Origin of the sequence: Vibrio sp. 2-2(8) (genome assembly GCF_963888495.1) — a bacterium.
GTDB lineage: Bacteria > Pseudomonadota > Gammaproteobacteria > Enterobacterales > Vibrionaceae > Vibrio > Vibrio anguillarum.
The window spans coordinates 147652-168147 of record NZ_CAWPJM010000044.1; the positions used below are offsets into that span (position 1 = coordinate 147652).

The 20496-nt window shown below is 45.0% G+C and carries 16 protein-coding genes; 10 read left to right on the top strand and 6 right to left on the bottom strand.

The window, feature by feature from the left end; translation table 11 throughout:
• Nucleotides 1-142 precede the first annotated feature (142 nt).
• The 7 genes from AACV12_RS11850 (at nucleotide 143) to AACV12_RS11880 (ending at nucleotide 8195) form a co-directional block, all read left to right on the top strand.
• Complete coding sequence (locus AACV12_RS11850; protein ID WP_170900375.1) at nucleotides 143-1405, top strand: imelysin family protein; 1263 nt, start codon at nucleotides 143-145, stop codon at nucleotides 1403-1405.
• A 78-nt stretch (nucleotides 1406-1483) separates the two neighbouring features.
• Complete coding sequence (locus tag AACV12_RS11855) at nucleotides 1484-2866, top strand: di-heme oxidoreductase family protein (RefSeq protein ID WP_170900376.1); 1383 nt, start codon at nucleotides 1484-1486, stop codon at nucleotides 2864-2866.
• A gap of 9 nt (nucleotides 2867-2875) precedes the next feature.
• Nucleotides 2876-3913: an imelysin family protein gene (locus AACV12_RS11860; RefSeq protein ID WP_170900377.1), complete on the top strand. Its 1038-nt coding sequence runs from the start codon at nucleotides 2876-2878 to the stop codon at nucleotides 3911-3913.
• Nucleotides 3894-5003, top strand: a complete 1110-nt coding sequence (locus tag AACV12_RS11865; protein WP_170900378.1) for a DUF1513 domain-containing protein — start codon at nucleotides 3894-3896, stop codon at nucleotides 5001-5003. The genes AACV12_RS11860 and AACV12_RS11865 overlap by 20 nt, the downstream gene beginning before the upstream one ends.
• A gap of 143 nt (nucleotides 5004-5146) precedes the next feature.
• Nucleotides 5147-6700 (top strand): L,D-transpeptidase family protein, encoded by a 1554-nt coding sequence (locus tag AACV12_RS11870; RefSeq protein ID WP_094147795.1) that lies wholly within the window; start codon nucleotides 5147-5149, stop codon nucleotides 6698-6700.
• Between the two features lie 220 nt (nucleotides 6701-6920).
• A complete protein-coding gene (locus AACV12_RS11875; RefSeq protein WP_017044782.1) occupies nucleotides 6921-7463 on the top strand; it encodes a YcbK family protein in 543 nt (180 codons plus the stop codon).
• Nucleotides 7464-7538: 75 nt separating this feature from the next.
• Nucleotides 7539-8195, top strand: coding sequence for an MBL fold metallo-hydrolase (locus AACV12_RS11880; RefSeq protein WP_013856747.1), 657 nt, complete (start codon nucleotides 7539-7541; stop codon nucleotides 8193-8195).
• A 47-nt stretch (nucleotides 8196-8242) separates the two neighbouring features.
• Here the strand turns inward: AACV12_RS11880 and AACV12_RS11885 are convergent, their stop codons facing one another.
• Nucleotides 8243-8908, bottom strand: coding sequence for a DUF2982 domain-containing protein (locus AACV12_RS11885; RefSeq protein ID WP_013856748.1), 666 nt, complete (start codon nucleotides 8906-8908; stop codon nucleotides 8243-8245).
• A 199-nt stretch (nucleotides 8909-9107) separates the two neighbouring features.
• On the opposite strand from AACV12_RS11885, the gene AACV12_RS11890 reads away from it, so the two are divergent.
• The gene (locus AACV12_RS11890; protein ID WP_026027541.1) at nucleotides 9108-9497 is read left to right on the top strand and encodes a hypothetical protein; all 390 of its coding nucleotides are present in this window, start codon (nucleotides 9108-9110) and stop codon (nucleotides 9495-9497) included.
• A 78-nt stretch (nucleotides 9498-9575) separates the two neighbouring features.
• Here the strand turns inward: AACV12_RS11890 and AACV12_RS11895 are convergent, their stop codons facing one another.
• A complete protein-coding gene (locus AACV12_RS11895; protein ID WP_010320725.1) occupies nucleotides 9576-10052 on the bottom strand; it encodes a MarR family winged helix-turn-helix transcriptional regulator in 477 nt (158 codons plus the stop codon).
• A 393-nt stretch (nucleotides 10053-10445) separates the two neighbouring features.
• Here AACV12_RS11895 and AACV12_RS11900 point away from each other — a divergent pair, with 393 nt between their 5' ends.
• A complete protein-coding gene (locus AACV12_RS11900) occupies nucleotides 10446-12023 on the top strand; it encodes a BCCT family transporter (RefSeq protein ID WP_013856751.1) in 1578 nt (525 codons plus the stop codon).
• Nucleotides 12024-12257: 234 nt separating this feature from the next.
• The gene (locus AACV12_RS11905; protein WP_170900379.1) at nucleotides 12258-14141 is read left to right on the top strand and encodes a methyl-accepting chemotaxis protein; all 1884 of its coding nucleotides are present in this window, start codon (nucleotides 12258-12260) and stop codon (nucleotides 14139-14141) included.
• Nucleotides 14142-14263: 122 nt separating this feature from the next.
• On the opposite strand, the gene AACV12_RS11910 is transcribed toward AACV12_RS11905, so the two are convergent.
• The 4 genes from AACV12_RS11910 to AACV12_RS11925 form a co-directional block, all read right to left on the bottom strand.
• Entirely contained in the window at nucleotides 14264-14983 is a 720-nt protein-coding gene (locus AACV12_RS11910) for a 3'-5' exonuclease (protein WP_069571721.1), read from the bottom strand.
• Between the two features lie 5 nt (nucleotides 14984-14988).
• Nucleotides 14989-16878, bottom strand: a complete 1890-nt coding sequence (locus tag AACV12_RS11915; RefSeq protein ID WP_013856754.1) for a putative nucleotidyltransferase substrate binding domain-containing protein — start codon at nucleotides 16876-16878, stop codon at nucleotides 14989-14991.
• 269 nt (nucleotides 16879-17147) lie between these two features.
• The gene (locus AACV12_RS11920; RefSeq protein WP_088717991.1) at nucleotides 17148-18338 is read right to left on the bottom strand and encodes an amino acid aminotransferase; all 1191 of its coding nucleotides are present in this window, start codon (nucleotides 18336-18338) and stop codon (nucleotides 17148-17150) included.
• Between the two features lie 291 nt (nucleotides 18339-18629).
• The gene (locus AACV12_RS11925; RefSeq protein ID WP_170900380.1) at nucleotides 18630-20084 is read right to left on the bottom strand and encodes an HD domain-containing phosphohydrolase; all 1455 of its coding nucleotides are present in this window, start codon (nucleotides 20082-20084) and stop codon (nucleotides 18630-18632) included.
• Between the last annotated feature and the right edge of the window lie 412 nt (nucleotides 20085-20496).

Below are 20496 nucleotides of genomic sequence, written 5' to 3' on the forward strand. Positions count from 1 at the left end.
AAACCTCATTTCGGTGAGGTTTTTGGCGTTTTTACCTTGCAAAAAAATGGATAATTTGTATTATCGGCGACTAAAAGTGCAAATGATAATAATTAGCACTACCATAAGATAACGCTCAAATCGCCTCAACAAGGATGCTCCCATGAAAGTTAACACGCTTCTTATTCAGTCAATTGCGGCCTCACTTGCCATCGCAAGTAGTGCGTCATTTGCGGCTACCGTCACTAAGGAGCAGGTGGTCGAACATTATGCCAATATTGCCCATGCCGTGTTTGCTGATTCGCTGACGACCGCTCAATCATTAGAAAAATCAATCGATCAGTTCTTGATGACTCCCTCGGCGGCTAAATTGGAAGAGGTGAAACAAGCGTGGTTAGCATCGCGAGTGCCTTACCAGCAGTCCGAAGTCTTCCGTTTTGGCAATGCCGTTGTTGACGATTGGGAAGGACAACTCAATGCTTGGCCTCTTGATGAAGGGCTGATTGACTACGTCGCTACTGATTACCAATATGAACTGGGCAATGAAGGAGCCAGCGCCAACATCATTGCCAACCAAACGTTGAAAATTGGTGCGACAACGATTGATGTCTCCACTATCACACCAGATCTGATTGCCAGCTTAAACGAAATCGGTGGCTCTGAAGCTAACGTCGCTTCAGGTTATCATGCCATTGAGTTCCTACTGTGGGGCCAAGATTTAAATGGCATCAATGCGGGAGCCGGTGCTCGTGCTTACACGGATTTTGTCGTGGGTAGCGAATGTACCAATAACCATTGTGATCGCCGTGCTCAATACTTAAAAGCGGCTGCTCAACTGCTCGTGCAAGATTTGGCATGGATGGAAAAACAGTGGTCTGCGGATGAAAAAGCCAATTACCGTCATGAATTGCTTGCGGAATCAGCAGACAATGGTTTGCGTAAGATGTTATTTGGTATGGGGTCTTTATCACTGGGCGAATTAGCGGGCGAGCGTATGAAAGTGGCGCTAGAAGCAAACTCGACTGAAGATGAGCACGATTGTTTCTCGGATAATACCCATAACTCTCATTACTATAATGAACAAGGTATTTACAACCTTTATACGGGTTCTTACCAGCGTCAAGACGGAAAGGTACTAACAGGCCCAAGCCTGAATGATTTAGTGGCACAAAAGGATGCACAAGCAGCCAAAGAGATTCAAAAGCAGTTTGACAGTGCGCGCGCTGAAGTCGGTAAATTAGTCACGTCGGCTGAAAAAGATAATCAGCATTTCGATCAATTGATTGCGGCTAACAATCCTCAAGGCAACGCGATAGTCAATGGAGCCATTATGGCTTTAGTGGCTCAAACCGCTTCGATAGAACGTACCGCTTCAGTGATTGGGATTGATAACCTTAATCCAGATACTGCAGACCACGAATTCTAATAATAAGATGAAAGATCCAAGGGCTCAGATGAGCCCTTTTCCACGTTTACACTGAATAAAGATGTTGAGAAAAGCCCAATGAGATCGTTTTTTACCGTCGCGCTCCTAACCTTGCTTGCCAACCCCGTTTATGCCGATGAGGTGAAATCGGGTGGCAAAACCAGTACAACCAAAGCTGGGCCGAATGCTTACTCGCTTCCTGCGGCCAATTTGCCCATGAGTAAACGGCTCGATTTTAGCGTGGGAAACAGTTTCTTTCGTAACCCTTGGGTGCCAGCGCCATCATCCACTGATGCAAGAGATGGTTTAGGGCCGCTTTTTAACACCAATGGTTGCCAAAATTGTCACATCAAAGATGGTCGCGGCCATCCGCCAGAAAAAAATGACACACATGCCGTTTCGATGTTGGTTCGCCTGAGTATTCCAGCGGTGACGGATGAACAAAAAGCGATCTACGCCAAAGAAGGGGGGATCCCCGAACCCATCTATGGTGGACAGTTACAAGATTTCGCTTTGCCCGATCAAAAAGCAGAAGGACAAATCCACATCACTTATCAAGAGATTGCGGTTGCTTTTACGGATGGCCACCAAGTGATGTTACGTAAACCCAATTTAAAAATTGCTGAACTTGGTTATGGCGATATGCATCCTGACACCCAGTTTTCGGCGCGTGTCGCTCCGCCAATGATTGGCCTTGGCCTACTTGAAAGCATTGCTGATGCCAGCTTATTAGCAATGGCAGACCCTGAAGATAGTGATGGCGATGGTATCTCTGGCAAAGTGAACCGTGTTTGGGATGTAGAAAAAAAAGATTTTGCCATCGGGCGTTTTGGTTGGAAAGCCGGGCAGCCTAGTTTAATGCAACAGAATGCCGCGGCGTTTAACGGCGATTTAGGATTGACCAGCCGTTTATTCCCAAAAGAAAACTGCACCGAGAAGCAAACACTCTGTCAAACCTTACCTAACGGCGGCGACCCTGAGGTCAGTGACAACATTCTTGATTTTGTCGAATTCTATTCTCAGCATTTAGCCGTTCCAGTGCGTCGCAATGTCGACGATTCACAAGTCAAGCTGGGTCAATCATTGTTCAAACAAGTTGGCTGTGAGAGTTGCCACCGCACTGACCTTAAAACGGTAAAAAGAATGGATCGCCCAGCCTTGTCAGAGCAAGAAATCCATCCTTACAGTGATTTACTACTGCATGATATGGGCGAAGGGTTAGCCGATAATCGTCCAGAAGCCTTAGCTAATGGACAAGAGTGGCGTACCCCGCCTTTGTGGGGGATCGGCTATACGCAAGAGGTGAGCGGCCATACTTATTTTTTACATGATGGCCGAGCGCGTAATCTCATGGAAGCGGTACTTTGGCATGGTGGTGAAGCGCAAAGTGCCAAAGAGAAAGTACGTCAATTCAATGCCAGCGAACGCAACGCGTTGATCGCTTTTCTTAATTCTTTATAGGGTGCGAGCATGAAATTTCCTCTGTTATTTTCGATAGCGGTTACCAGCGTACTTTCGGCTTGTCAACCCACGCCGAAATCAGCGCTTGAGCCGCAAAAAAACAATCATGTTAGCCAAGGTGTTTATGAGGTTGAATTTGCTGCGGCGCAGCGTTTTGCTCAACAATCGCACCAGCTTGCTCAATTATTTGATCAGCAATGTCAGCTGGGCGATATCGCATTGCCCTTGCTGAAAGAACAGTGGCAGCAAACTATTGGGGCGTGGATGTTTTTACAAGGGCAAGAGAGAGGGCCAGCTAAAGCACTCGAGCAAAGTTGGAACGTACAATTTTGGCCAGATAAAAAAGACACCACCGGACGAAAAATGAGCCTGTTAGCGAGTAGTGGCAAGCACTTGAGTGAGGAGCAGATTGCAAACCAGAGTGTCACAGTGCAGGGGATTGGTGCATTGGAATGGTTACTCTACGATGCTCAATCGCCGCTTCTGAAAAACCAGCCATTAGAAACTGGCTGTATGATTGGACAAGCGATCAGCGCGAATTTGGCGACGAAATCTCATTTGATTGCTGAGCAATGGCAACAGAATCCATGGTTGATGCTGGATCTGAGCGCTTGGCAAGCCGAATACATTGCGCTGCTCTCCAATCAGCTTGATTACAGCATGAAAAAACTGAGCCGCCCCTTAGCCAATATCGGCCAGCCACGCCCTTATTTTTCAGAATCGTGGCGCGCCAAAGTCTCTTTGAATAACCTGCAAAAGAATGTTCAAGCGATGCAAGCAATCTATTTAGCAAAAGACGGTTTAGATCAGATGTTGCGGGAAAGAGATCAAGTCGCCATGGCCGAGCGCGTAAAAGCACATTTATCCTTGATGTTGGAAACGTGGCCGCAAACGGCCAGCTTATTTGATTTATTGCAAACGAAAGCAGGCTACCGTGAGGTGCTTGCGCTCTATAACAAGTTCGAACAACTCAATTATTTACTGCATGACGAAGTCGCGGTAGAGCTAGGCGTAGTGATAGGATTTAATGCAACCGATGGTGACTGATCTAACAAGACGTACGCTGCTGAAAGCGGCGTTATTGAGCACTTCAGCGCCTCTGCTGCCGCTGGGGTGCGCCACTACTCGTCGTGACGACTCACAACCCGCTTTGATTGGTTGCGCTATTCATAAAGGCTCGCAGTTTCGCGCCGTTGTAGCCGACGCCCAAGGCCAAGCGATTCACCAATTACCTTTGCCTGCAAGGGGACACGGTGTTGCTATCCATCCTACCTTGACGCATGCGGTCGCTTTTGCCCGTCGTCCCGGTGAGTTTTTGATGGTGTTTAACTATCAAAATGGAGAACTCATCAAATTGCAACTGGCGCAACCCACGCGACATTTTTATGGGCACGGCGTTTACTCAAATGATGGTGCGTGGCTTTATGCAACTGAAGGCGAGAAAGCGACAAGTCGCGGCATTATTGGTGTGTATGATGTGCAGCACAGTTACCAAAAAGTGGCTGAGTTCAGTGGTTTTGGTATTGGCCCTCACGAAGTCATTGTGATGCCAGATGGCAGGCTCGCGATTGGGGTGGGTGGGGTGCATACCTTCGGCCGCGAGCCACTCAACGTAGAGAGCATGATGCCAAGCTTGACCTACCTTTCTCATCAAGGAGAAGTGCTTGAGCAACGGATATTGAACGACCACCACTTGAGCATCCGCCATCTTGCTCATGATGGTGCAGATACTGTGCTGTGTGGCCAACAATACCGAGGTCAGCCGGAAGAGTATCCACCTTTGGTAGCGCTACATCACCAAGGTGGCGAACTAATTCCGCTCTTTGCAGAGCCTGAACAATGGGCAAGATTCAACCATTACATTGCCAGTATTGCGGCGACCGACCAATGGATTTTAGCGACTTCTCCACGAGGTAACTGTTACGGTATTTGGTCAAAAGAGACACTGCAACTGGTTGAGTTGGCCTCTTTGCCGGATGCTTCTGGCGTGGTAGTGCAAGATCAGCAGTTCCAAGTCAGTTCAGGAGCTGGCTTGGTCGTTAATTCACCCTATCCTCAACCTGAAATGCGCATGCGTAGTAATGTCCAATGGGACAATCACTGGTCTGCCATTGATTACTCTCGCCAAAAAAGCTGAGTAAGCGAACTAAATTTGTTTAATGATGATTCTCATTGCATGAGAGTTTATGAATATATTGTTGATATCGACAACAACGTTTAGCAGATAGCCGTTTCTTTTGCCATACTGAAACGTGAATCAGCGTTGTTGGATAGATCGGAATGAGTAAAAGCATCCTATTTGCTTTATTATTGATTTTTAGTAGCTTTTCTCTTTACTCTGCCGAGAAGGTACAGCCTTTTGCTGTCTCGCAAGAGAATGCCTCGTTGCAATCTTTTATCCAATATCCGCATTTAGTCGAACGAATTTACCAAGAGAATGAGAATCGGCGCATTTGGCAAGATGAGCAGATTGTTCGTCAATTTGAACATCAATTGGAAGTGATTCGCCGAGCGGGGTTTAGCCCTTTATTTTCACGCCAGTTAGCGCAAATGAAAGCGTACCGGAATCAGCAAGCGTTCAACGAATACGATCTGCTGGCGACCGATACTTTACTTTTGTATTTGAGTTATGCCGAGCAAGCTCCCAAAGTCGGTATGGCTTGGTTCTTTGAGCGTAAGCTCAACTCTGCCATTGCTCCACCAAGCCAAGAAGCCTTGTTCGCTCTTCATGTTGCGGTGGAAGTTAACAGTATCGGCGATCTGCTCAATGGTTATGCGCCCAACAACGCGGCTTATGATCAACTGCTACACGCCTATGATTTTCTGCTCAGTACTGAAAATGCAGCGCTCTCGTTGTACAGCCAAAAAGGGTTAAAAAAACCTGGCGATAAGCTCTCACAACGTAGTGTGCTTATTGCCCGCTTATCATTAGTTAATATCGATGTTAGCACAGTGCGTGACGACGTAACTTGGTATGACAACAGCTTGGTCAAACCTGTGAAAGAGTTTCAAGCGATGCACGGTTTAAAAGCTGATGGCATGATTGGCCCCGAGACCTTAAAGTGGTTAAATTTGTCTTTGCAGGCACGCCTGTCTATGTTGGCATTAAATGCAGAGCGAACTCGTTTGTGGCCAGAATCAAAAGAGACACAGATCGTAGTCAACGTTCCCAGTTTTGATATGCGCTACTGGTATTTAGGTAAAGAAGTCTTTCAGTCTAAAGTGGTGGTGGGCCGAGTTTCACGCAAAACGCCACTCATGAGCACCAAATTAGATTCTTTGATCCTAAACCCGACGTGGAATGTGCCACACAAAATCATGGTTGAAGATATTCTGCCGATGGTAAAAAAAGATCAAAACTATTTGCGTCAACACAATATTGATATTGTTTCGAGCTGGCGCTCGAACGATCAAATTGACCCAAGCAACATCAACTGGTCTGCGGTGAATCCGGCCTCTTTTCCCTACCGAATGCGTCAGCAAGCGGGGCAAGATAATGCATTAGGTCTGTATAAATTTAATACGCCCAATCGTAGAGCGATTTACCTACATGATACGCCGAGTAAATACCTATTCAATAATACGTCGCGAGCCTTTAGTTCGGGTTGTATTCGAGTACAAAATGCCGATAAGTTTGCTTCGATGATATTAGAAACCCAAGGTATTAATGGTGATAAATTAACGGGAAAAGAAGGGCCTGCGAATGGCACGATCCCATTAAAGCAGCGCATCCCCGTACACATTATCTATCAAACCGTTTGGTATGAAGGTGGGGAACTGCACTACCGAGATGATATCTATCGTTATGATGCATTCAGTACCAGTAATGGGTGAATGGATACCGCTAAAACAGTGGTCACCTAAGTAAGCAGGGATGCGTCTCTCAATTTACCAAAAAATGACTTAATAAAGATCTCTTTTATGTTCAAAGAGTAACGATGCTGTGGCTCTCTCTTGAGCATTTCGAGCACAATTTATGCATTTGATCTTCACAATGGAGTCCGGTAGTGTCCGGGCTTGTTGAAAATAAATTCAGTTGTGAAGGTATCAAACCTTGTTAGTTTCTCGTCGTCACTTTATAAAATTGGCTGGTAGTGGTGTAGTTGTAGCGGCGTGTGCCCCCCAAATAGTATTGGCATCGTACCCTGAAACCTCTCGCATACTCGCGATGAATAATTTACATACCGGTGAAACACTTGAAACCTGTTATTTCAACGGTGTTCGTTATGTTCGATCTGAGCTTGATCGGCTCAACCATATTTGCCGTGATTTCCGCCGCAACGAAGTCCATCCAATGGACAAAAATCTATTTGACCAAATATCGAAAATTCAATCTCTACTTGGCACTCAAGCGGAAGTACAAATCATCTCTGGTTATCGATCTCCTGCCACCAATGAGATGTTGCGCACTCACTCCTCTGGGGTTGCTAAGAAAAGTTTCCATATGCTAGGCCAAGCAATTGATTTTCGGTTAGATGGTGTTCAGTTGAGTCAAGTACGCGAAGCGGCGATCGAATTGGGCGCTGGCGGTGTTGGTTATTATCCTAGCAGTGATTTTGTGCACATTGATACTGGGCCTGTACGTCATTGGTCATAAGGCTGTTCGTGACTTGTCAAATGAAAGTGTCAATGTCATAGTTCGGCCAACTGCGAATTCGAACAAGGTTTTAGTATGTCGTTAAAGTATCAAGTGGTGCCCGTCACTTCCTTCTCTCAAAACTGCTCTATCGTTTGGTGTGATGACACCATGGAAGGGATCGTGGTTGACCCTGGCGGTGATGTGAAACAGCTCGTGATGTTGATCAATGAACTCGGGGTAAAAGTGGTCAGTTTGGTTCTTACTCATGGTCATTTAGATCATGTCGGTGGAACCGAACCGTTGGCGCAGCAGTTGGGCGGCGTCGATATTATTGGACCACACAAAGCGGACAACTTCTGGCTACAAGGCCTCGAAGGTCAAAGCAAAATGTTTGGTTTTCCACTGACGGAAGCCTTTGAACCTACCCAATGGCTTAATGACGGTGATGAAGTGAAGTTTGGCCTTCAAACTCTACAAGTATTGCACACGCCCGGCCACACGCCCGGTCACGTTGTGCTGTTTAGCCAGCAAGCGAAATTGGCGTTTGTTGGTGATGTATTGTTTAACGGTAGTATCGGCCGTACGGATTTCCCGCAAGGTGATTTCAATACCCTGATTCACTCGATCAAAACTAAGCTATGGCCACTTGGCAACGATGTGACGTTTGTGCCCGGCCATGGTCCGCAATCGACTTTTGGCCGTGAACGTGCCAATAACCCTTATGTCGCAGATGAAATGCCCCTGTATTGATCTTGATTAGGCTCAGAGTGTTCCTTCTGCGCTCATTAAACCATGTCTTAGTCTGGTTCGGCCGCCGCGAGGTAGCGCCGAATCAGCCCCACAAACGCCTCGGCGTCACGATCCAGATCGTGCGCTGAGATAAAAATATCATAATCAAAAAATTGCCGTTGATAGCGCATCCGATTGGCTAACATTGCCATAAGACCATGATAGTAATTACCGTTTGGCGCAGTGTAAGGTGCGTTGTCGAGTACCAAATCTTCAAATTGAGTCTCTTTGCGCTGTTGTTTTGCTCCTAAGTAGAGCAGCGCGCGCTGGCTGAGCAAGATCTCACTAGCGATTCTGGGACACACACTCTCAAGGTAAGGTGAATAATCCTTCAGTTTGATCCCAATCCAAGGCAAAGGTTGGTGCCAACCATGATATTCATAACTGCATACCCCAATGCGGCTGATATTGTTCCATTTTACGACCCAACCTCCTTTAAAGAGATGCTGCTGAAAATGGGTAGCGGTTAGGGTGTAGCTAACTTTTCCTTTCAAAATCAAAAGATAGAAGGTGATTAGAGTCACTGCCAGTGCACTTACTAACAGCAGCGCATGAATAATGTTGGATGAGAACATGACAATGCAAATTGAAGCGATGATACAAGTCGTATTGATCCATTTAACCACAGGTGATTGCAGAGAAAAGCGCGTATTAGACAAATGTTGGGTGTGCATAAAACAGTGAAACTCCTTCGAGCTACAGCATCGTTGTTGGCTGTTGCGACCTGTATAAATTGTAGTCAGTTACCGCATCAAAATGCGTTTTTGCCCCTCAATCTGTGCTATGCCCTACAAATCGAGGACGATTTTTGATATAAAACGCGCTTCAAATTTTCACCACTGCTTGAAACGCAGTGAAATGGAGAAATATTCGATGAGACTTGCTCATAAGCGTAAGGTGCAGGCAAAATTGCAAAAGCGTATTAAAGCGACTGTTGCAAACTTGATCGCCTCTCAATCAGCAAAGCCTGTAACAGCGCAATCGACCGTAGCAAAAACCGCTGCAACAAAAGTAGTTGTGGAGAAAGCTGCGGCGAACTCTAAAAAAGTGGATGTTGCGTTAACGCCAAAACAGCAACAGGTTTTAGATATCGTCGCTAACCACGCAGAAGGTATGAATCCTAAATCGATCGGCTTAAGTGCTGGTCAAGAAGATGCGAAAGCTGCCGCTTGGGCCACTGGCGCACTCAAGAAACTAGTAGAAGAAAATCTGGTAGTGAAAGAGCAGTTAGCAGGCAACAAAGTTATCTATAAAGCCATTTAATCTGCTGTTCGTTGTGAATGAATTAGCCTCGGTAGCCCCGAGGCTTTTTTACGATCAAATTTTAAAATGCAATCAAAGCTACTCTTCTTTGGTAATAGAGCCAATTTCGAGCATCGGTGCGACATCGATGTTTTCGGCATTCATCATAGAAGATAAACGTTGTACTGATGAGAGCAACAAGCTTTGCTCCCACTCTTGAAGCTGCCTAAATTGTTCGACAAAGCTTTCTTGCAATGGTTGCGGTGCCTTTTCTAGCAGCTTCTTACCTTCGTCCGTTAAATGGGCGTGCACTTTTCGTTTATCGGTATTGCTGCGAATTCGCTGTACGTATCCGTTGCGCTCTAATCTATCCAAAATGGTGGTGGCAGTGGCCTGGCTCATGTTCGTATGATCCGACAATGTGCGGATAGTCACCTCACCAAGGGTTTGAATTGAACGCATTAGAATAAGCTGGGGACCAGTAAGCCCTGCGTCTCTATTCAGTTTTTTAGAGTGCAGATCAATTGCGCGAATAATTTGTCGAATTGAGATCAAAACTTCTTCATGTTTTTCCAAACTCATTGTCCCAAAAAGAAAGTTATTAATAAGCGGGGACCATAGCGCAGTTCTTTTCACTTGAAAAGTAGCATTCGACCTCTTTTGTTTTGGTCTAAGATGATGAGTGTATAAGTTGAGATGTAAAATGATTAGTGCTCGAATGTTTTTGTTTTCGATTTTCACCCTAAATTGGTTGAAGTTTAACCATTAAAGCTTGTTTCTTGCCTTCTATGGCATTTTATGTTGCTTTTTAGTGGATTTTTTCTGTGATTTTGGTAGGGTATTCAGCATATTGAAAAAATAAATTGCTATGAGTACGAAGTTATTTTTGGTTTTTGTCTTAAAATTGTTTCGTTCTCATGGTTATTAATCTCAACTGAAAAATCATGTCTAGATTTCTAGAGAGGTAAAATGACAAAAGGTATTGATAAGTACAGTATCGACAGTACTGACTACACCGTCGGGCAAGATAACGTGCAAAAGTGGGGGTTTGATGTTCATAACCCAGTGTTTGGCTTTAGCGCCGGATTTATTGCGCTATTTTTAGTCGCCGCTTTAGTCGTTGATCCTGAGGTTGCGAAGAGCGTGCTTGATGGCGTTAAATGGAAAATTATTGGCACTTTTGACTGGCTGTTTATTTGGTCGGGTAATCTTTTTGTGCTGTTTTGCTTAGGCTTGATAGTTTCTCCCTTTGGTAAAATACGTTTAGGTGGCCAAGAGGCGACAGCAGACTACTCTTTTATTTCTTGGCTCTCTATGCTGTTTGCCGCAGGGATGGGTATTGGTCTCATGTTCTGGAGTGTCGCTGAACCTGTGGCGTATTTTACCGGTTGGTATGAGACGCCCTTAGGTGTTGCAGCCAACACACCCGAAGCGGCTAAACTAGCATTAGGTGCAACCATGTACCATTGGGGTCTACACCCTTGGGCCATTTACGGTGTGGTAGCGCTTTCCCTTGCGTTCTTTACTTACAACAAAGGGCTTCCGCTTTCTATTCGCTCTATTTTTTACCCGTTGCTTGGCGATCGTGCTTGGGGCTGGGCAGGGCATATCATTGATATTCTGGCTGTATTAGCAACATTATTTGGCTTAGCAACGTCATTAGGGCTGGGTGCGCAACAAGCGGCTAGTGGTATCCATCATGTGTTTGGCATTGATGCCGGAATGGGCTTACAAATTGTCGTGATTACCGTCGTTACTTTATTAGCAGTGGTCTCCGTGGTGCGTGGTATTGATGGTGGTGTCAAAGTCATCAGTAACATCAATATGATCGTTGCGTTCTTGCTGTTGATTTTAGTTGCACTGATTGGCTATACCGTAACCTTTTCATCCATTCCAACCACATTAATGGCGTATATTGAAAATATCATCCCACTCAGTAACCCGCACGGTCGAACTGACGAGGCTTGGTTCCAAGGTTGGACAGTGTTCTATTGGGCTTGGTGGATTTCATGGTCACCATTTGTTGGAATGTTCATTGCGCGAGTATCAAAAGGTCGTACTATCCGCGAGTTCCTCACCGCCGTATTATTAGTACCTACTGCTGTTACTTTGATTTGGATGTCTGTATTTGGTGGTTTGGCGATTGATCAAGTCATCAACAATGTTGGTCAATTAGGCGCGAATGGTTTGACCGAAGTGCCACTGGCGATGTTCCAAATGTTTGATGCACTGCCTTATGGCACCTTACTTTCAGTGATTGCGGTTGTGTTAGTGTTGGTATTTTTTATCACCTCATCAGATTCAGGGTCACTGGTCATTGATAGTATTACTGCTGGAGGCAAAGTGGATGCCCCTGTCCTACAGCGTATTTTCTGGGCGTTGATGGAAGGCGCTATCGCCGTAGCCTTGTTATGGATTGGTGGCACCAATGCTATTGAAGCGTTGCAGGCTGCGGCAATATCAACGGCGCTGCCATTTACCATCGTCTTACTATTGATGTGTGTGAGCCTACTGTTAGGTATGCGAACCGAATTATCTAAGCACTAATTCAGATATACCCAAGGCTGCTTTAAGTGGGAAGGGTATGGACGTTCAATCATCAAGGCGACTTTTAGTCGCCTTTTTGCTGTTTTTTTGACAGTCGTCATGACAACATTAATTAATAACTTTAGTAAAAGCAAAAGGTTATATTGTGTCAAAAATAGATACATAATTAGTGCAACTTATGCGAAATCTGGTTAATATTCGCCACCTTTTCCGCTTCATACATTTTGTAACCCAATGAAATTGACCCTAAAGCAAAAGCTAATCGGTGCCAGTCTTTCTGCCGTCGTCGTTATGGCGAGCGCGTTGACTTGGCTAGCCGCTGATCAACTCTTTGAACAAACTCGAAATGGCGTATATTCGCGGGCAGAAAGCTTGTCAGCTGCCGCTGCGAAAGGCATTTCGGACTGGATTGTGGTCCGTAAAGAGATCTCAACTGCTTTTAATGACTACACCGCTCAAGATGATGTCGTCCCTTTCTTACAGCAAGCTCGCAAAGCGGGTGGCTTTGATGATATTTTCTTTGGTACACCGCAAGGAGAGATGTATCGTTCACACCCTGAGCGTAACCGTGCTGACTATGATCCTCGCCAACGCCCTTGGTATAAAGATGCCGTTTCAGCGAATAAACAAATTATCACCCCCGCTTATAAAGACGCGATCACCAATGCACTGTTGGTGACAATTGCAGAGCCTGTGCGTCGCAATGGGCAATTTGTCGGCGTCGTTGGTGCCGATGTGTTAATCGATCAGCTCATCCAAGATGTCATCAGTTTAGATGCGGGCAAAAACGCCTACGCGATGTTGATTGATGCGCAAGATGGAACCTTTTTAGCGCATCCAGATAAAAATTTCTTATTAAAACCAGTGTCGTCATTGTCGAAGACGTTGACGATGAACATGATAGAGCAAGCAGTGGCTTCAGGTACCGTTGAAGACTCGTCATTACAAGGTGTTGATAAGCTATTTTACTTCGCCAAAGTGCCGCAAACCGATTGGATTTTCGCTATCCAAATGGATCGTGCAACGGAAGAAGCAGCGCATACATCTTTGCTTACCGGCCTGATTGTGACTGCGCTTGTGATTACTATTGCTGTGATTGTAATCGTCTCTTGGTTAGTGAGCTTTTTGTTTAGAGATCTTAGCCGAGTATCCAAAGCCTTAGAGGAAATTGCTTCTGGAGACGGTGATTTAACTCAACGTCTTGAACCAAGAAGTGATGATGAAGTTGGGCAATTAGCACAAAACTTCAATATCTTTGTCGGTAACATGCACACCATGGTTTCTAAGCTCAGCTTTGTTTCTGCTGCGTTGTCTGAACAGTCAAAACAGACGGCCGCTCAAGCCAAAGAGCGTAGTGCGCGTATCCGTTTACAACAAGATGAAATTAATATGGTGGCTACGGCCATCAATGAAATGGCCGCAGCTACACAAGAGATTGCCGGTAACGCAGATCATACCGCTCAAAACTCTGGCGAAGCGGTAACGGCTTGCGTACATGGTTCGAATCAAGTTTCACAAACACAAGGTTCGATTCAAAATCTGGCTCAAGAAGTTCAAGTGGCCACTGATGTTATCCTTGAGCTGGAAGCACACGGTAAACACATCAATACGATTCTGGCGACTATTCAAAACATAGCAGAGCAAACTAACCTGCTAGCATTGAATGCGGCGATTGAAGCGGCGCGTGCTGGTGAGCAAGGTCGTGGCTTTGCGGTGGTTGCCGATGAAGTTCGTGTGCTTAGTCAACGTACACATGCTTCGACAAAAGAAATTCAGCAGATGATCGAAACGTTGCAATCAACGACGGGTAAAGCGGTTGGCATTATGGGTGATAGCCGTATGCTTGCTGGAACCAGCGTAGATGATGCGAACGCCGCTGCAGCAAGTTTGATGCAAATTCATAATTCAGTTGAGCGCATCAGTGACATGGCGACGCAAATTGCCTCGGCCGCTGAAGAGCAAGCTTCTGTGACGTCGGAAATTACTCGTAATACGGAAGGGATCCGCGATGTTTCTAACGATCTTGCACAAGAAGCGCATGAAGCAGCAGAACAAGCATCACAACTTTCTGAGCTTTCGCATCAGTTAGAAAATGAAATTCGTCGCTTTAAGCTGTAAGTTCTAAGCGTAAAAGCCGAGATGTGATTAAAAAGAGGAACCTAACATGGGTTCCTCTTTTTTGCTCGTGTCGAGCACGGTACTAAACCTTGAAAGAATCCCTTGAAAGGATAATCAAAAAGTTATAGCCACAACGTTCGGACACTTTGCTGCCGATCAAAATGATGAGCGATTTGTGCTTGGAATAATTCCGCGGTGGCAATAGCATCAACTAAAGCGTGGTGTGGGGTGTACGCTGGTAGCCCATAACGCGCTCGCGCTTGCCCTAAACGCACTGATTGTGGTTTTTGCCCTTTTAACTGGTTCCATAAACCTCCATGCAACCGTTGTTGAATTTCCGTCTCCAATTGCAAAGTATCGATCACAGGGAACTCAATACCTTCACCCAATCGCACTTTTAATGCTTGATTGAGAAAGCTACGTTCAATATGACGGTAATGAACCACAACAATTTTTCCAGATAAGGCCTTCAGTATCGACTCCTGCACTTCTGCCAAATCTGGCGCATCTAAAATATCGTTGTGTGTGATGCCATGGATAACCACCGAATCCTCTTTTAACGCTTGGCGTGGCCGAACTATCCAATGTTTAGAGCGGTTTAGATAGATACGGTTTAAGGTAAAAGGCACCAAGCCAATGGTGATAATGTCATCATGCTGCGCACTTAAACCCGTTGTTTCCAAATCTAAAGCGACAAACTCTATTTCATCGATTGGCGTGCTACCCTTAGCAATCGGCCTTGAATAAAAATCTTTGAGTAACGGATGGTTAACCAACGACTGCTTATTGGCATATTTTGCTACCCAATCGATGCTCGGTTTTTGAAACCATTGTTTAATCATCACTCTCACTTAAAGTTATTGCTGGCTTGATAACGGAATTTCAAGAAATTTTGCGCATTGCTTAGGATTTGAAACGCATCTTTTAAGTTGCGTCTTTCAAAATCGGATAGATTTTCTGGCTCGATATTGTTATCTGGCTCTATTTCTTGTTCAACGTCAGCCGCTTGGTGGCGAATGCGTACCATCGCGATAAACTCCATTGCGTCACGCAGATCTTGCGCCCGTCCTTTGGGTAGAATTCCGGCTTCAATGATGTCATCTAAACGTTCAAACGAGTTGGTAGAACGTGAACCGACAGCCAATGCATGCACACGGATTAAATCCGCTAACGGTGCCGTGCCGCGACGTTTTAAATTGATGGTGTTATTGTGTCGTCCATCTTTTTCCATCACAAAGTCTTTGAAAAACCCCAATGGTGGCGTGCGGTTCAGTGCATTTCGTGCAAGGCATGCAAGAAATCGATTATTTTTGCGTGCTCGTCGTACAATAAACCCATTCAGTTGTTCTGCCCATTTGGTCCTGCCACACACTCCGTATAAGTCAAAAAAGATGGATGCATTCAATAGCGCCTTAGGGTTAGGGTTATCTATCCAATCGGCAAAGCAGGCTTCCCATTCTTTACGAGTCATACGCCACATCGGGTTGCTTGCCATAATGTCCCCCGTACAGTAGCTGTAACCGCATTGATCTAAGCTGTCGCAGACAAATTTGGCGAACGCTTCGAAATAAGCACCATGCTGTGTTTCTTCATAGCTATCGTCCAAAATTAAAGCGTTATCTTGGTCCGTGACAATTAACTGTTCATCACGGCCCATAGAACCCAAGGCTAAAAAGCAGTATGGAATAGGCGGCGAGCCTAGTAATTCTTCGGCAAGTTCAATGATTCTTTGTTTAAAGCTACGGCCAATCACTGACATCGCCGTGCCGATCATATGTGAGTTTGCATCTTCATTGACTAAACGAACAAAGCTGTCTTTGACTTGGTGCGACAGTGTGGCTAACTCTTCAACGCTTTGTTGCTGGAAGATGCGACTGACGAGCAGCAATGAGTTTTGTGATTCGTAGCGAACAATGTCGGTCGCTTCAATGATACCGATCGGCTTTTTTTCTTTGAGTATAGGAAGATGATGAACATTGTACCGAAGCATTTTCAGCATGGCCTCATAGACATAAGCATTATGATCTAATGAGATAACCTCCGTTGTCATCACTTCCGTGACGAGGTGATTAGGATCGATGCCAACGGCTAATACACGCGTGCAGAGATCTCGGTCAGTCAGGATGCCGATTACCGGGCTGTTATCGTCGTCACTCTCTTGCAAAATATCAGGGTCAATCACCAGCAGCGAAGAGATACTCTCTTCCGCCATCTTGATCGCCGCATGTTGAATGGTTTCTGTTTTGTAAACGAAAGGGGCTTCTCGGCTGAGTAAGGTTCGCACTTTCGAGGTGGTGAGATCATTCTGTTCTGTTTTACTCAGTACGGCTTGGCGAAGGCGTGCGTTATCTTGCACTTCAACGAAATCAGCAAAGGAATCATAGTTGTCATATAAATCCTGAAACCTTGCCTCTGGAATACAATAAACCAGCGTATCTTCAATCGCTGTGACCGGAAAACGAACACGGTTATTGGTCAATAGCCCCATTTGACCAAATAAACCGCCTTCGGTTAGGCGGTTGTATAATTCGCCTTTGCGACGGTACACCTCGACGACGCCGCTGCGGATCAAATACAAGTCCTGGATATGATCACCAAAATGAATGATGGGTGTACCTTGTCGAAAATAGGAGATTTCTACGCTCTGCGTCACTTCGATCAGTGTTTCTTCAGGTAGTTCATTGAACGGTGGATACTGAGCAAGGAAGTTCTTGATTTCAATTAATTCTGCTTCCATGGAGGCTTCCTTGTGTTTCGGAGTTCATATTGTGGGATTCTGACGTCGTGAGCCAGCTAAACGATGTAACTGGTCAAAGGGAGCAGGTCACATCGGTGGCATTGGACATAGGATTCAGAGAGTTATAGTACATGAAAAGAACGTGCTTTGCAGGCAAGAGGGGAAAGTGTACGCGCTTCGATGTGAATCAAGTGCCATGTCAGTGAATTGAAGATAAAAAAATAGCCGACAAGTGGCGGCTATTGTTGTCTATTTCTTATCATTATCGATTATAGAACCGCTGCAATACCTTTGCACAGTGGGCCCATATTCGATTTCGTCATGCCTGCCACACTGATACGGCCGGAACCGACGATGTAAATTGCTAATTCATCTTTCAGACGAGCAACTTGTTCCTTGTTCAAACCAGAAAAAGAGAACATGCCATTTTGACGTTCAATAAAGCTAAAATCAGCCTTCACACCTTCGGCTTTTAGGGTGGTAACAAACAGCTCACGCATCTCTTGAATACGTTCACGCATTTCCGTCACTTCGTTTTCCCATTCTGCGCGCAGTTCGGCGTTGTTGAGGATATAAGTAACGACCGCAGCACCGTGCGCTGGTGGGTTTGAATAAATAGAACGAATGATCGCTTTGATTTGTGAGAAAGCTGTTTCAGCGACATCTGTTGAGCCAGCAACGATGGTAAACGCACCCACGCGCTCATTGTACAAACCGAAGTTTTTAGAGAATGAGCTCGCCACTAAGATCTCTTTATTGTATTTCGCAAAAGTACGTAGGCCTTGTGCGTCTTCTTCAACACCTTTCGCAAAACCTTGATAAGCAAAGTCAAACAGAGGAAGAAGCCCTTTATCAGCGACTAATTTTGCTAACGTTTCCCACTCTTTATCGGTTGGATCAATGCCAGTTGGGTTGTGGCAGCACCCGTGTAGAAGAACAATATCACCCGCTTGAGCTTGCTCAAGATCGGTAAGCATCGCTGCGAAATCTTTATCTTTCGTTTCGGCATTGTAGTACGAATACTGCGTGGTTTCTAAACCAGCCGCATTAAAAACACCGTGATGGTTTGCCCATGTTGGGTTGCTGATCCACACTTTCACGTCGCCGATTTGACGCTTAATAAATTCACCAGCTACACGCAGTGCACCAGTACCACCCGGCGCTTGCGCCGTTTTTGCGAGCTTTTGCGTCACAATCTCAGATTCATCGCCAAACAGGAGTTTTTGTACCGCGAGCCCATATTCAGCAGTACCTTCAATGGTGAGATAAGATTTGGTCTTTTCAGACTCAAGCAACGCCGCTTCCGCTTTCTTTACTGTCGCAAGAACAGGTGTTTCACCTGCTTCATTTTTGTAGATACCAACACCGAGGTTAATTTTTTCAGTGCGAGGATCTTTTTTAAACTCTTCGGTTAAACCAAGAATAGGGTCGGCCGGAGCTGCGACAACTTTTTCAAACATAATCATCATCCATGTAAAGTGTTAGAAGGGATTTTAGAAACATAAAATTAAGGTATTTATACCTTTATGAAATATCCGTTACAACACACAAAACAGAAAAACTGAAAATAATTTGTGTTGGCTAAGAATCATGAACAAAAAGGCGATTTTTTTAAAAAAACTCTATCATCCACCGTTTTCATGTGGGGAAATTAAATAGGTTTTACTTTGAGAAGTAGTCAGCTCAACGGCAAAATTCATCATCAAATACGATATTTTGCCATTGAGCGGAGGAGTCACTGTAACAAGAGATTAATGTTTATCCTGATGGCGAGCGGCAATGGCGACAAATTGTTGTTCAACACTCAAAAAAGCCTCTACGACTTGTGGGTCAAAATGTGTCGCTTCGCCCTGTAGGATGATGGCTTTTGCTTCATCATGAGAAAACGCGGGTTTGTAAACGCGCTTTGAGATGAGCGCATCATATACATCAGCCAGTGCCATTAAACGGCCTGAGAGTGGAATCTCTTCCCCTTTGAGTTGTTTTGGATAGCCCGAACCATCCCATTTTTCATGGTGAGTGAGGGCGATTTCTTTCGCGATTGCTAAAAAGGAACTTGTGCCAAGGTGCTGCTCGGCAATCGACAGCGCTTGTGCGCCGATCTCAGGGTGTCCCTTCATAATAGTGAACTCATCATCGGTGAGTTTGCCCGGCTTCAGCAGGACGGCATCAGGGATACCGACTTTGCCAACGTCGTGTAATGGGGCTGATTTGTAGAGTAAATCAATATAAGTGGGCGTTAATAAAGGCTGATATTTCGGTTTTTGGCTTAGATATTGCGCGAGTACTTTGACATATTCTTGAGTACGTAAAATATGAGCGCCAGTTTCATTATCGCGAGATTCAGCTAAAGCGGCCAGGCTGACGATGGCGACATCACGCGTGGTTTTTACTTCATCCTGTGAGTTTTGTAGGCTATCCAACATTTGATTGGTCAACCAAGCCACAGAGCCTAACTCGTTATTTTCAAAAATCGGTAAGCGTTTTGCTATATCACCTTGAGTTACTTGGCATAACGAATGCTCTTGAGCGTGCAATATTTGCTTCATCAGCTTTCCCCACTGCCAGAGGATAGCGATCACATAACCGCCCAAAACCAAAGAAACATAAATAAACTCTTTAATAATACTTATCTTGCCATGCCCATTGATTAAACTGGCAGGGTTATGTTCAAGCCAAAAAAGATCTTTCACCGCGACCATCGTGAGTGTGGCTGTCAGAGTGATGATCATCAGCATCATTAACCCGATCATCTGCTTAACAATCGAATGCCTTTCACCTTGGAGTTGTTGACGATTCAATTGTACTGCGTGCTGGCGATATTGAGCTCGTTTAGCGATGAGTTGTAATAAGCTTCCGGTAAAGAAACCAAACAGTGTTAAACCAAACAGGACTTTTACGTTGCTATCGAGAGTAAATTGATAGTACTGGTTGTAGTAAAGGGATAGTGGAATGCTGACAAGAAAAAACAAAACACTATCGAGCTTCGCATACTGCTCTGTTTTTGCCCAATGATGGTGAATAAAGAGATATCGACGCATTACCCATGCACAAAATACACTAATCGTGACATGAGTGGTGATTTCTAATGCGCTTAAACTGGACAACATCGGACAGATTCGTCCGCCATAGGTGGCAAATAGCAGCGCAGCTAAGAGGTAGAGCAGTGCGGTGAGTTGGCTGTTGTTTCGCTTGGTATTATTCATGAATTTGATTTCATTACAGTATGTGATGCTTAAGTTTAGGTGATTAAATTCGTTCGATGTTGTGTTTTCGTGATTAACCGATGTGCGGAGGATCAGAAAAGCGATGGATTCTAGTGATGTATTTCTAGGAAAGATAGCTAAATAAAATAAAGCCCATGTGATCCGATCAGTGCGTCATGTTATGAGAAACAGAGGAGAGGGCCCAATGACGTTACTGAGCCGAATTTAACGAAAGTCAATCGTTACTCTGGCTGATAAGAGTGGACTGTTTAAAATTACCTAACACAACAAAAGTAAAATTACATCTACCGACTACATTGCAGATTCCTCCAAGCTTTCCTATCTTTAGTTATGAGCTCCAGGCGTTGCATAACAACTTCTTACATAACGTCATAGCTTTCGTCAGTGTTTT